Below are 11,915 nucleotides of genomic sequence, written 5' to 3'. Positions count from 1 at the left end.
TACCTGACGCGGTAATTGGCGACATAATCCAGTTTGTTCGCGCCGAACAATGCATTAACATAACTCCCACTTATCTCTTGCATGGTTATATGGATATCCGATGCGTCACCTGGTTGCGCTTTTACCGCTGATTACCTTGCTTGCTGCCTGTAGCAGCACGCCGAAACCCAGTCCCACCGCTACGCCGCAGGGCACCCCGGTAAAGGGCGGCTTTTTGCTGAGCCCGGCGCACAGCGGCGCGCCGCTGGGTGGTGATTTCGCCAATAACCCGAATACCGCGCGCTTTATCGATAAGATGGTGCAGGAACACGGCTTTGATCGGCAGCAGCTGCACGACGTGCTGGCGCAGGCACGGCGCCTGGATTCGGTACTGCGGCTGATGGACAGGCAGGCGCCGACGCCGTCGACGCAGGGGCCAACCGGGCCGAATGGCTCCTGGCTGCGCTACCGCAACAAGTTCATCACGCCGGATAACGTGCAAAACGGCGTGGTGTTCTGGAATCAATATCAGGATGCGCTGCAGCGTGCCTGGCAGGTGTACGGCGTGCCGCCGGAGATCATCGTGGGGATTATCGGCGTGGAGACCCGCTGGGGCCGCGTAATGGGTAAAACCCGCATTATCGATGCGCTGGCGACGCTGGCCTTCGACTACCCGCGCCGCGCCGATTACTTTGCCGGTGAGCTGGAAACCTTCCTGCTGATGTCGCGCACCGAAGGCGACGATCCGCTCGAACTGCGCGGCTCCTTCGCCGGCGCGATGGGCTATGGGCAGTTCATGCCTTCTTCCTTCAAGAGCTATGCGGTCGACTTCAACGGCGATGGCCATATCAACCTGTGGGATCCGGTCGATGCCATTGGCAGCGTGGCCAATTACTTCAAGGCGCACGGTTGGTCCAAAGGCGAGCCGGTCGCGATTCAGGCCAACGGCCAGGCGCCGGGGTTGGAAAATGGCTTCAAGACCCGCTACTCGGTCACCGCGCTGGCGGAAGCCGGCCTGAGCCCGCAGGGTTCGCTCGGGGATAACCAGGAAGCCAGCCTGCTGCGGCTGGACGTCGGCACCGGCTACCAGTATTGGTACGGCCTGCCGAACTTCTACACCATCACCCGCTATAACCACAGTACCCATTACGCCATGGCGGTATGGCAGCTGGGCGAAGCGGTAGGACGCTCGGCGCGCGGCGGTTTCTGACGCTGCGTCCATAAACGAAAAAGGCCGCTTGCGCGGCCTTTTTTACGTTCTGAGCATCAGAAATCGTAGCGCAGACGCACCACGGTCATATCGCCGAGGTTGTCGGTGCTCGATGTCAGCACGTGCTCAACGTCAACGCGGAAGCCGTAGTCAAACTGTACGGTAACCCCGAGGCCGTTGTCGATGCGCTGGTAGTTGCGACCGGTGACGTATTCCAGGCGATCGCCCATAAAGTACGGCATCACCGATTTCACCGCGTACTGGCCAACCGGCACGGTATAACCGGCCAGGTATTCGATACCCCACGCATCGCCGGCGAAGTAATTGTTGACGTCGGCTTTCTTGGTGGTCAGGAAGTCGTGGTAGTAACCGCCGCCGAAGGTGAGGGTCCAGTTGTCCGGTTTCCAGCTGAGGGCGGTGCCGACGATGTTCTGATCGTAGCTCTTGCTGCCGCTGGTGGACGGGTTGCGCATTTCGGCGCGGGTGTAGTTCCAGGCGGTGCCCCAGGTCAGATCCTGCGTGATGTGGTAATCCACGCCCAGTGAGCCGCCGCCTTTGCGCTTATAGCGTAGGCCGTTGCCCGGCAGGTAGTCGCTGTCGCTGAACAGGTACGACGCATAAACGTCCGCATCGCCGAAGCGGTTCTTGTACTTCAGCATTTTGCGTGAACGGTAAGAGCCGTCGTAGTCGCCGTTGATGCCGTTGCCCGGCGCCTGGGCCAACATGTCGTAGTCCCAGATATCGGTCTTGGCGCCCACCACGTCATAATAAACGCTGTTCTGCTGGCCGAAGGTCATCTGGCCCCAGGTGTTGCTTTTCAGGCCGGTGTACAGCATGCGGCGGCTGGTGTTTCTCGCGCCGTCGGCATAGTGATGATCCCAGTCGAACAGCGCCGGAATATTCACGCCCAGCTCGTAGTAGCTGATCCAGCTGATATCGTCGAACAGGTAGTAGTCCGCCGCGAAACGGAAGCGGGTGCCGCCGTCGAAGCCGTTACGCTTGTAGGAACCCTTGTCGCCGTCGCCCGTCATGTTGTTGAACTGCGGACGGATGCTGCCGCCAACGGTGAAGTTCAGGCGGCTGAGCGGATCGCCGGCCTGCGGATCCTGCTTCAGCAGGGTGATTTCCGCCTGAGCGGCGAAGGACGCGCTGCCGATCGCCAGACCCAGCGCCACCGCTTGAGTCAATACGCGCAATTTCATTGCCATGTGTTATCCCTGTTTTATGTATGACCGCCCCATCAGCGCCGCCATGCCGATGTTTTGCGCATAACGCTGCGTTTATGCGCATTTTGACGGTTTTTTTTGGTGTTTTAGCGGCGGGCGGCATTTGTAACATAAACAGGGGCATAAATAATTACTTTTCTTGCTAATTATTGGCCGGTTTTTGACCATTCCGTGCGGTGCAAAGGGCCGCTGTTCATGTTTCTCGATTCGGATGAATTCATTTAACGCCAAGGTTTATATTTTTCATTTGTCAGTCACCGGCGCCAGCCTGTAATTTCATCCGTGCAAGAGATAATTAATTTGAGCCTTTCACCGGCGTATTAACGTCAGCCTTTGTCTGCGTAATCGGCCGGCATGAATAAGCGATTGGGAGGTCGCCATGAGAAACCTGTTAATGTTGTTAGTGGGGCTGTTTTCACTGCCGGCGATGGCGGCGGAGTCGCACGTTTGTCATTCTCAAGCTTATGATTACGCAGAGGTTAGTAAGCTTGGGTTGTCGGATGACACCCTGTTCACCTGCCGCGGCGTGGGGCGCCTGACGATCCCTGAATTAGCGCGCAAAGGATGGAAGGTGATTCATTTGGCGCAGCAAACGGAATATACCGACTCTGTCGATAGCGATGGTGAGGTTATTAAGCTTTATCAGGAAATCGTGGTTTATAAAGAATAATACGACGGTTGCCCGTTATTATTCTCACGGTGGCGAGAACCCTATTATGAATGCGAGAATCGGAATCGACGTCAGGGCTGCCGCCGCGATGGTGATGCTATGCGCCATCTGGGGAATGCAACAGGTGGCAATCAAGGCCGCCGAGCCGGATGTGTCGGCGGTGCTGCAAATCGCCATTCGCTCGGGTCTCGCCGCGCTGGCGGTTTACCTGCTGGCGCGCGGCCGCGGCGAGCGCTTCACCTGGGATCGCGCCACGCTGTGCGCCGGTTTGAGCGTGGGGGCATTGTTCGCGCTGGAGTTCTTTTTTGTCTCCGCAGGGCTGCGTTACACCAGCGCCTCACATATGGCGGTGTTTTTGTACACTGCGCCGCTGTTTTCCGCCCTTGGCCTGCATTTTCTCCTTCCTCAAGAGCGCCTGTCGCCGGTGCAGTGGCTGGGCATGCTCATCGCCTTTGGCGGCGTGGTGCTGGCCATATCGGGCATGGCCGTGGAAAACGGCGGGGCAGAACGGCTGAAAGGCGATCTCTACGGCCTGCTGGCGGGGATCGCCTGGGGAGCTTCTACCCTGGTGATCCGCACCACGCGCCTGGCGGAGTGCCCGGCCAAACAGACGCTGCTGTGCCAGTTGACGGGCGCCTGTGTGCTGTTGTCGTTGCCGGCGCTGGCGACGGGAAACCTGCATTTCACCCTGAGCCCGGTGGCCTGGTACAGCCTGCTGTTCCAGACCGTGGTGGTGTCGTTTTTCAGCTATCTGATCTGGTTTTCGCTGCTGCGTCGCTATCAGGCCTCCTCGCTGGGCATTCTCACCTTTATGACGCCGGTATTCGGTATCCTGGCGGGGAGCGTCATTCTCGGTGAGCCGTTGCAAATTGAGTTTGTATTGGGGGCCGTGCTGATCGTGCTGGGATTAATCGTGGTGAGTTGTTCTTATCTTATTTATTTTGACCGAAGGGTGGCACCAAAAATATAAATTATGGATGTTGATGTACAGAACTACCAAATAAGCTGCGAAAGCCAATTCATTATTCAGCTGCAAATATCCCGCTATGCCTGGGGCGTACCGCTGATTACGCTCAGCGATAACGGTGATTTTACCGTGATAAGAAGCCGAGGCTGGTCGAGGTTGGCTAATGGGAGGAGATTGGAAGTTTATTATTTTGCCAATAATTCCCTGCTTACCTGGGATAAAAACCGCAAATATATCTCTTATTCAAAGGCCGGTCGGCTCTACGCCTGCGCGCTGCATTTTTCTTATTCCCCCAAAATAGAGCGCTAACCCTCTGGCCATCAGACCAGAGGGGCGATTTTCATGATCCACTGCTTAAACGCGAGGATTTTCGGCCACTGCCGCTCGGAGATGGTCGAGGTAAAATAGCAATGCTCGCAGGGCACGGTCATGTCGGTGAACGGAATGATCAGCTCGCCGCTTTTGATCCAGTCCTGCACCAGATTGAGCCGCCCCATGGCGACGCCAAGGTGCCGCGTGGCGGCCAGCACCGCGAGATCGGAGCGGTCGAACTCCATGCTTTTACTGTCGGTATCCAGCCCCAGCGCAAAGTGTTGCGACCAGGTTTGCCACTCGTCTTCGCCGGAGTTGTAGCGATCGTGCAGCAGCGTGCAGTGGGCCAGGTTTTCCGGCGCATCGTACAGGCTATGTGCGGCGGCATACTGTGGCGTGCAGATCGGCACCATCGATTCCTGCATAAAGGCCTCGTCCAGATGCCGCCCCGAGGGCAGTTTGCCGAAGTACATCGCCAAGTCCACGCCGCGGTTGGCCAGGTTGATGATCTCCTGCCCGGTCAGAATGTTGAGGTGAATGGTGGGGTGCTGGGCGATAAAGTCGCCGATGCGCGGCAGCAGCAGGCATTGCACCAGAGAGGGGTGCGAATAGAGGGTCAACGTCCCCGTCAGCTCGCGATTCTTGATGTCCAGAATTTCCTGGTTCAGCGTGTTGAAGGAGCTGTCCAGCGCCCATTGCATGCGCTCGCCCTCCGGCGTCAGGGTAATTCTGCGATGAAAGCGCTGGAATAGCAGGAAGCCCAACTCCTTTTCGAGCAGATTAATGCGGTGGCTTACGGCGCTGGGGGTGATCGACAATTCTTGCGCCGCCAGCGCAAAAGATAAATGACGTGCGACGCATTCGAAAGTATGCAGCCGGGAAAATTGATAGCTGGTCAGCGGGGTGGCCCGCTGTGAATGTTTTTTACTGGGGAACATGCTATTTCTCCGTGCGCGCAATGCGCCAATATTAACACTTAATGGTATGAGTGATAAACCCAAGTTGATTAATATGTTCAGGTTATATATCAGGGCCCTGTTTACTGATTACCGTCATAGATTTTAAGGATTAAGATGATGAGATAACATGAACCGATAAATGACTTGTCTGCTGGCAGACTGAAATTAGAAATTGACGAGGTCTGACATAAACCTGTTAAAGATAAATGTGACGTAGAAGGAGAAACGGTGAAAAATAAGGCCGTTATTTCTTACGCACGTATCGGTCAAGTAGATCAGTAGGTATGATGAAAAACTGGCTCGTCCAGTGACGTTCACTGACAGACGAAGGGAAAGCCAGTAGCAAGCCGAAGGGAGGCCATTGTGCAGTTGATTTATTTTATGTCGGAATCGTTGGCGCCGGAGAAATTCGCCCGCATCCTCAATCCCGCCGATGCGCGTTATGAGCTGGAGCGACATTACCTGTTCGGCGGTTCGTCCATGTCGTCGATATCGAGCAGGCACACTATCACGCGCAATACGCAGTCCGGTATTGGCGTATCGAGTTACCGGGAAGATAGCGGCATGAAGCGCGGCGTGTTTGATGAACTAAAACGCGGCAGTTTGCTGGCCGTCGATGCAAGTATCGGTGCCTGGAGCCCCGTCAAATATCCGTTTTTCATCAATGCGCAAGGGCGCCTGCAGCGCTATCCCGGCAGTGTATTGCCGCCGCAGTACCCAGTCGAACGTATAATTCAACGTTATGAAGAGATGATCAGCCGATACGCCGCCAGGCCTAAACCAACTTCCTTGCCCCCGAGACAAAACACCGCTAAAAATCCGCCGCTGATGCAGGCGGTGGCCGCCGCCGTTGGCTCAAGCCTTACCGTCATCAAAGAGGTCGTTCGCCCAATGAGCAAACAGGAGCGTTGGCAGGCGAGAAAATATCTGATTGGTCGGGGGGAGCGAAGTATCTATCCGGATGCGCGGATTGCGGCGCAACGCCTGGCGCAAAATAACGTCGCGGTGGAAAAGGCCAAGCTGGCGCAGAATGTCTATAACACGACCAATCCGTTGGCGGCTACGCCTGGCGTGCCGGAAGGATGGCGGGATGTGAGTAATGACGGCGGTTTTTTGGAAAAATTGGAACTTCGCAGGGACATGCTTTTTGATAATGAGATCGAAGCAAACTTTTTGTCGAGAATTTATGCACCTGATAGAGCCGTGTTTGGCGATGATATGAATCCGACAGTCGTCTTTCGCGGTTCAAGAATGCCTGAGCTCCCTAATGGCAAATTGAATGCAGCGAAGAAGCTATTTATCGATCGTGAACTGCCGGAGATAAAAAATCTGGAAGACTGGACGAATAATTTCAATCAAGGTCGGGGGGCTGACTCTGAATATTATAAAAAGGCTGTTGCTATAGGTAAAAGATTAGATGGCTCTACAACAAAAATCGATATTTCAGGGCATTCTCTGGGGGGCGGTTTGGCTTCTGCTGCATCCATTGCTAGCGGTAAGCCAGGGTGGACATTTAATGCCGCGGGGTTGAATTCGAGTACCGTGGAAAAGTATGGCGGTTCCTTGGTGGGCCGTGAAGATATTATCAACGCCTACCGGGTGAAGGGCGAAGTTTTGACGAGGTTACAGGAAGTCGATCTCAGGCAAGATTTTATCGACGTTAATGGCAACCTTGCGTTATTGGCCGCGAAGGAAAAATTATCGTCGCATTTGCCGGATGCCGTTGGTGTTAAACACACGCTTGATGGCGGTGTGGGCAATATGGGTGACCGACATGGCATCCAACAAGTGATAGACTGCATCGAACAGGAAAAAGACGATGATATCGCCACAATCGGTCACAGGATATAGTAGCTTAATGAGACAAGTTTTTAACGTGTTCGCAGCGCTGTTCATCGCGATTGGATTGATGCTTACAACCGGATGTAAGGAGAAAGAAATGGACTTGCCGCCAGAAGGTTACTTTACAGGTCAACAGCTTGTGTTGGCTAAGGCTATCCGCGATGGGAATATCGGCGACATCAAACGGTTGGCGAAAGAGACGGATCTGAACAGCTCCGGTGAACACGATATGACATTATTGTTTTATGCCCTGGCGACGTCGACTCATGACAATGCCACGCCGGAACGGCTGCAGATTGCGACCGAGTTGGTAAAGGCCGGAGCCGATCCACTGCAACCTCGCCCCAATGGCGGTGCCAGTCCTGCTGAATGGATGGCAAAATTAGACAACGGTATTTGGTTAAAGGCATTGCTTGATGGGGGATTGTCTCCAGATGCTCGGGGCAAGGTAGACGAGTTACCTATCATATTTCAAACGTCAAAAGCCAGGAACTCAGAAACCCTGAAGGTTCTGGTTGCACATGGTGCGAACTTAGAAGCAAGAGATATTCTTGGCCAAACCGTGGTGATGGATGCTTTTAGGTATTCATCATTTGATAATGTTAAGTATCTTCTTAATAACGGCGCTAATCCTAACCCCATAAATAAGAAAGGCGTTTCCTTAGTTGAGATGGTCAGTAAAGAAATAAAAAGCAGCAAAGAAGGCGGGGAGTATAATGACGAATGTCTGACCATCAAAAAAATGATGATCGAACGTGGGGTGAAATGGCCGAGGTCATAATTTTCGGACGTTGTGATAGATAGGGTATGGAAGAAATTTTTCCTGCGTTGAAACAAAGGCGAGCCATAGGTTTCTATAAATACTGATTGAATAAATCGATAAGGTCGCTCATCTCACCCGGCTTTATTTCCTGGCCGCGAAGAACCGCGCCCGGTGGTGACCCTCCGAGCGCGGCATTCAGGGAAAGACTGTGTGCTGGTCGGCGCGCATCAACGGCGGCGCAGCAGCAGGCCGGCCAACAGGCCAGCGCCGGCAATGAGGGCTAATGCGGCGAGGGGGTTTTTCTTCATCATGCTGCCGGCGCAGCTCAGGGCGTCACCGTATTTTTCTTGCAGCGCGCCTGCTGCATAGCGCGTGGCGCCTTCAGCCTGCAAACGTTCGTTTCCGGTGACGTCGCCCGCCATTTCCTGCGCTTTGCCCGCCACTTTTTCCATCATGCCATTGGCTTTTTCGCTGTTCATTATGATGCGCTCCTAAGGTTCGATCCGTTTGGCTTCCGCACAGGGCGAAAACCTGCATTTGCACCTCCATGTTATGCACTTCACTTTGTGCCTATAAGGGGCGTTTGCATCGGTAAGGATAGTGCATTTGCAGGCTACTTGCCGTTCCTGGTGGCCGGCCCGCCGGTAAACAGCCCGCGCTCCCTGGCCCAGACGATGGCTTCGCTGCGGCTATGCACGCCCAGTTTGGAATAGACCGTCGCGACATGATTGCGAATGGTGTTGAGCGCCAGATTGAGGCGCGCCGCGATTTTCTTGTCCGGCAGCCCCTCGCAAATCAATTCCAGCACATCGCGCTCGCGCGGCGTGAGATCGCTGGCGTTAAATCCGGTCTGATCGGGCCGGTTGATGCTTTTCACGTTGGCCAGTTTTTCAATTAAGGTTTGGCTGAACCAGGAAGCGTCCTGCATCACTTCTTCGATGGCGCTCACCAGCTCCAGCTCCGAGCGTTTGCGTTCGGTAATGTCCATGAGCACCAGCAGGTAGCAGGGCGCATTGTGAATGCTGATGGCATCCGCCGAGGCCACGCAGTCGATCGACTCGCTCCCTTTCTTGCGCACCCGGATGTCCAGCCCTTCGACGTTACCGCTTTTTTCCAGCGCGGCAAACAAACGGCGGTTCGCCTCGGGATCGTCAATAAATTGGATCTCATCGACCGTTTTGCCGATCAAGGCTTCGGCGTCGTACTCGGTGGTGCGGGTGAAGGCTTCGTTGACGTCCAGCACGCGCCGCTCGTGCGCCGTACACAACAACGTCGGCACCGGGCTCAGGCGAAATGCCTTAGCGAACCGCTCTTCACTTTCCCGCAGCGCCGATTCCGCCTGACGCCGGGGTTCGAGATCGGTAAACGTGAACAGCATGCAGTCGTCTTCATTGATGTCCAGCGGTTGGCCGGCAACCACCACCAGCTTGCTTCCGCCACCGGGCAGTTTCAGCTCGGCCTCCATTTGCGGAATGGTTGCGCCTTCCCCCAGGCGCTGAATCGCCAGCTCTTTGTGCTCAGCCTGTTCCAATACGTCGAGTTCATAGACCGAACGCCCCATAACCTGTTCACGCTGGTAACCGGTCATATCGAGGAACCCCTGATTGACCTTGACGTAACGCAGGTCGCTTAGCCGACAAATGACCGCCGGCGCCGGATTGGCGTTGAAGGTTTTTTCAAAGCGCTGTTCGGCGCTGGCCCACTCCGTCGCGTCGCTCAGGATCAGCGCCAGCAGCTCCGGCTGCCCCTGCGCATCGGTGATAATCAGGCTCCGCAGGCGGTGCACCCAGAAGCTGTCCGGATCGTCGACCTGCCGAACTTCCACCACCACATCGGTGAAGGTCTCGCCATCGGCAACCCGGTTCAGCGGGTATTGTTCCAGCGCCAGCGGGTGATTGTTGCGATAACGCAGGGCAAACCGCGCCGCGTACTCGGCGGCATTGGCCCCCAAGGCTTTCTGGTGGCTCACGCCATGCATGGCCAACGCGGCTTCGTTGGCCCAAAGCAGCGTTTGATCGGTATCCGTCAGGATCACGCCGTCGGACAAGCCGGAGATGATTTGCTGCAGGTGGCCGCGGTGGGTTTCGCTGGCCAGGACGGATGGGTTCATGTGCTCTCCGCTAGACAGAAGGGGGAGCGGCCTCTGACACGGGGGCCGCGGGTTACGCTACTCGCTGAGCAGCTTAGTGCATAACGTGCGTATTCGCAGGGTGTGAATGCACTAGTCATTCTGGCGCAAATGAACCGGGACGGCCGACAGCGCCGCGCGGCAGACTGGATTTGTCTGCGCGGTTATCCGCCGCGCGTGCAATCACTTGTCCAGAAAATATAAGGAACAACGATGACCACTGTCTATGAATCAAATCGCTTTGCGTTTCAGGTGTCATGGGGCTCGATATTGGCCGGGAGTGCCGTGGCGCTGGTGACTTATCTGATCTTCAGCGTGCTGGGTACGGCTGTCGGTGCCCAGGCCGTGGATATGATGCAAAAGGGCAACCCGCTGAGCGGCTTTGGCACCGGCACCGGGATCTGGCTGCTGGTTTCAACGCTGGCCTCGCTGGCCGCAGGCGCGTTCGTCGCCGGCCGCACCGCACCGAATCGCGGCGGCTTGCATGGCCTGCTGAGCTGGGCGATCACCACCTTGCTGACCACCTGGCTGGTGGTTTCATTGGCGAGTGGCGTGGTGGGGCTGGCGGGTAGCGCGGTGGGCAAAGGGCTTTCGCTGGCGGGCAGCGGCCTGGCGGCGGCAGCGCCAAACGTGGGCGAAGGCCTCAAGCAACAGCTGGATAAAAAGGGCATCAGCCTTGACTGGGGAAGCCTGGAAAACCAGTTGAACGCCACGCTCAAGCAGACCGGCAAGCCGGAACTGGATCCGGCTCGGTTGGAACAGAAGGCCGATAGGGCGACCGCCGACGGCAAGCAATCGGCCATGGACGCGGCGGCCGATCCGGCGCGGGCCGCCTCCGAGCTCAAGCAGTGGTTCGACCGCGTCAAGCAGTCCGGCGAGCCGACGTTGAGCGCGGCCGATAAGGATGCGTTGGTGAATATCGTTGCGGCGCGCACCGGCAAGAGCCGTGATGAAGCGAGCCAAATCGTCGATAACTACGCTCAGGCTTATCAGCAGGCGGTGCAGAAAGTAGAGAAACTCAAGGCTGAGGCCGAGCAGAAAGCGCGTGAAGCGGCCGATGAAGCGGCTAAACAGCTGTCGCGCGCCGCATGGGGGTCGCTGTTGGTGCTGCTGTTGGGCGCCGCGCTGAGCGCCGGCGTGGGGAGAATTGCCGAATCAACCCGCCGCACCCTCGCGGTAAGTTGAGATGAAAAAAAACCTGTCGTGCATTTCGCTGAATTATCGAAAAGTAGCCGGGGCCTCTGCGCCCGTACTCGTTATCGATTTTTGCAACGAGAACAACGAGCGCTATACCCTGCGCTACAACCTGCCGCCGGATACCCCGGAACGCACCGAGCGGCGGGTGTCTTTGCTGCTGTATCTGTTGCGTAAGCACAGGTCCGCAGAGATCGACAACCTGGCTGATTGATCAGTCCGTGAATGAAAAGCCCGGCTTTGCGAGCCGGGCTTTTTGCTGCGCTTGGTCAATAAAGCGTGGCACAAGCAGACGCGGTACTGTTACGAGGGAAGGGGAGGCGGTTCAGCGGGGCACCAGTGGCGAGCCAATTGACATGGAGGGAAAATAGGGCATCGAACAAGGTTTGTTGAAACGTCGATTCTTCACCGTGCGGGAGAAGATAAAAAAGAAACTTGCAATGACGATCTGTGATTATCGGGCCCGAGGTTAAGATCTTGCGCTTATCCGCCGCATCTTCCTTCGCCACCGTTCATACTTTTTCGTATTCGGCTCAATAGTTTTATCAACCGGCCAAACAATAAAACACGATTTAATTTTTGATGATGAAATTCCTATTCGGCCATGCCCGTGGAACGTAAAAAAACACTTTAAGATAAAACAATTAACATAAAGTGTGATTCAC

Annotated in this window: 12 protein-coding genes; 8 read left to right on the top strand and 4 right to left on the bottom strand. The window is 55.8% G+C overall.

The features are described 5' to 3' along the window. Positions 1-100: 100 nt before the first annotated feature. Entirely contained in the window at positions 101-1,189 is a 1,089-nt protein-coding gene (gene mltB / locus C3F38_RS20435) for a lytic murein transglycosylase B (RefSeq protein ID WP_038876549.1), read from the top strand. A gap of 56 nt (positions 1,190-1,245) precedes the next feature. Here the strand turns inward: mltB and C3F38_RS20430 are convergent, their stop codons facing one another. Beyond that, complete coding sequence (locus tag C3F38_RS20430) at positions 1,246-2,397, bottom strand: porin (protein ID WP_038876548.1); 1,152 nt, start codon at positions 2,395-2,397, stop codon at positions 1,246-1,248. Between the two features lie 397 nt (positions 2,398-2,794). On the opposite strand from C3F38_RS20430, the gene C3F38_RS20425 reads away from it, so the two are divergent. Genes C3F38_RS20425 through C3F38_RS20415 form a run of 3 tightly spaced genes read left to right on the top strand, consistent with a single transcriptional unit; the run spans position 2,795 to position 4,361 of the window. Continuing rightward, a complete protein-coding gene (locus C3F38_RS20425; protein WP_055317282.1) occupies positions 2,795-3,085 on the top strand; it encodes a hypothetical protein in 291 nt (96 codons plus the stop codon). Positions 3,086-3,131: 46 nt separating this feature from the next. Beyond that, positions 3,132-4,055, top strand: coding sequence for a DMT family transporter (locus C3F38_RS20420; RefSeq protein ID WP_055317283.1), 924 nt, complete (start codon positions 3,132-3,134; stop codon positions 4,053-4,055). A 3-nt stretch (positions 4,056-4,058) separates the two neighbouring features. Then, complete coding sequence (locus tag C3F38_RS20415) at positions 4,059-4,361, top strand: hypothetical protein (RefSeq protein WP_060442068.1); 303 nt, start codon at positions 4,059-4,061, stop codon at positions 4,359-4,361. An 11-nt stretch (positions 4,362-4,372) separates the two neighbouring features. Here C3F38_RS20415 and dsdC read toward each other — a convergent pair whose 3' ends face one another. Continuing rightward, on the bottom strand, positions 4,373-5,302 hold the full coding sequence (gene dsdC / locus C3F38_RS20410) for a DNA-binding transcriptional regulator DsdC (RefSeq protein WP_033648097.1): 930 nt from the start codon (positions 5,300-5,302) through the stop codon (positions 4,373-4,375). 384 nt (positions 5,303-5,686) lie between these two features. Between dsdC and C3F38_RS20405 the strand changes: the two genes are divergently transcribed. Together C3F38_RS20405 and C3F38_RS20400 are read left to right on the top strand one after the other, a co-directional pair. Next, entirely contained in the window at positions 5,687-7,174 is a 1,488-nt protein-coding gene (locus tag C3F38_RS20405; RefSeq protein ID WP_053056855.1) for a hypothetical protein, read from the top strand. A 7-nt stretch (positions 7,175-7,181) separates the two neighbouring features. After that, the gene (locus C3F38_RS20400) at positions 7,182-7,946 is read left to right on the top strand and encodes an ankyrin repeat domain-containing protein (RefSeq protein ID WP_065772169.1); all 765 of its coding nucleotides are present in this window, start codon (positions 7,182-7,184) and stop codon (positions 7,944-7,946) included. Positions 7,947-8,155: 209 nt separating this feature from the next. Here the strand turns inward: C3F38_RS20400 and C3F38_RS20395 are convergent, their stop codons facing one another. Together C3F38_RS20395 and C3F38_RS20390 are read right to left on the bottom strand one after the other, a co-directional pair. Further along, positions 8,156-8,407, bottom strand: coding sequence for a CsbD family protein (locus C3F38_RS20395; RefSeq protein WP_047730161.1), 252 nt, complete (start codon positions 8,405-8,407; stop codon positions 8,156-8,158). 134 nt (positions 8,408-8,541) lie between these two features. Continuing rightward, the gene (locus C3F38_RS20390; protein ID WP_055317284.1) at positions 8,542-10,038 is read right to left on the bottom strand and encodes a helix-turn-helix transcriptional regulator; all 1,497 of its coding nucleotides are present in this window, start codon (positions 10,036-10,038) and stop codon (positions 8,542-8,544) included. A gap of 231 nt (positions 10,039-10,269) precedes the next feature. Between C3F38_RS20390 and C3F38_RS20385 the strand changes: the two genes are divergently transcribed. Both C3F38_RS20385 and C3F38_RS20380 read left to right on the top strand, forming a co-directional pair. Continuing rightward, entirely contained in the window at positions 10,270-11,241 is a 972-nt protein-coding gene (locus C3F38_RS20385; protein ID WP_038876539.1) for a YrzE family protein, read from the top strand. Between the two features lies 1 nt (position 11,242). Then, positions 11,243-11,464, top strand: a complete 222-nt coding sequence (locus tag C3F38_RS20380; RefSeq protein ID WP_004936288.1) for a hypothetical protein — start codon at positions 11,243-11,245, stop codon at positions 11,462-11,464. Positions 11,465-11,915: the final 451 nt, after the last annotated feature.

Source organism: Serratia sp. SSNIH1 (assembly GCF_002935055.1).
Lineage (GTDB): Bacteria > Pseudomonadota > Gammaproteobacteria > Enterobacterales > Enterobacteriaceae > Serratia > Serratia nevei.
This window is presented reverse-complemented; position numbering and strand designations above follow the sequence as displayed.

Bases quoted from the DNA above. Each gene is read 5' to 3' on its own strand.
- mltB (WP_038876549.1), top strand. From the start codon at position 101: ATGCGTCACCTGGTTGCGCTTTTACCGCTGATTACCTTGCTTGCTGCC.
- C3F38_RS20430 (WP_038876548.1), bottom strand. From the start codon at position 2,397: ATGGCAATGAAATTGCGCGTATTGACTCAAGCGGTGGCGCTGGGTCTG.
- C3F38_RS20425 (WP_055317282.1), top strand. From the start codon at position 2,795: ATGAGAAACCTGTTAATGTTGTTAGTGGGGCTGTTTTCACTGCCGGCG.
- C3F38_RS20420 (WP_055317283.1), top strand. From the start codon at position 3,132: ATGAATGCGAGAATCGGAATCGACGTCAGGGCTGCCGCCGCGATGGTG.
- C3F38_RS20415 (WP_060442068.1), top strand. From the start codon at position 4,059: ATGGATGTTGATGTACAGAACTACCAAATAAGCTGCGAAAGCCAATTC.
- dsdC (WP_033648097.1), bottom strand. From the start codon at position 5,302: ATGTTCCCCAGTAAAAAACATTCACAGCGGGCCACCCCGCTGACCAGC.
- C3F38_RS20400 (WP_065772169.1), top strand. From the start codon at position 7,182: ATGAGACAAGTTTTTAACGTGTTCGCAGCGCTGTTCATCGCGATTGGA.
- C3F38_RS20395 (WP_047730161.1), bottom strand. From the start codon at position 8,407: ATGAACAGCGAAAAAGCCAATGGCATGATGGAAAAAGTGGCGGGCAAA.
- C3F38_RS20390 (WP_055317284.1), bottom strand. From the start codon at position 10,038: ATGAACCCATCCGTCCTGGCCAGCGAAACCCACCGCGGCCACCTGCAG.
- C3F38_RS20385 (WP_038876539.1), top strand. From the start codon at position 10,270: ATGACCACTGTCTATGAATCAAATCGCTTTGCGTTTCAGGTGTCATGG.
- C3F38_RS20380 (WP_004936288.1), top strand. From the start codon at position 11,243: ATGAAAAAAAACCTGTCGTGCATTTCGCTGAATTATCGAAAAGTAGCC.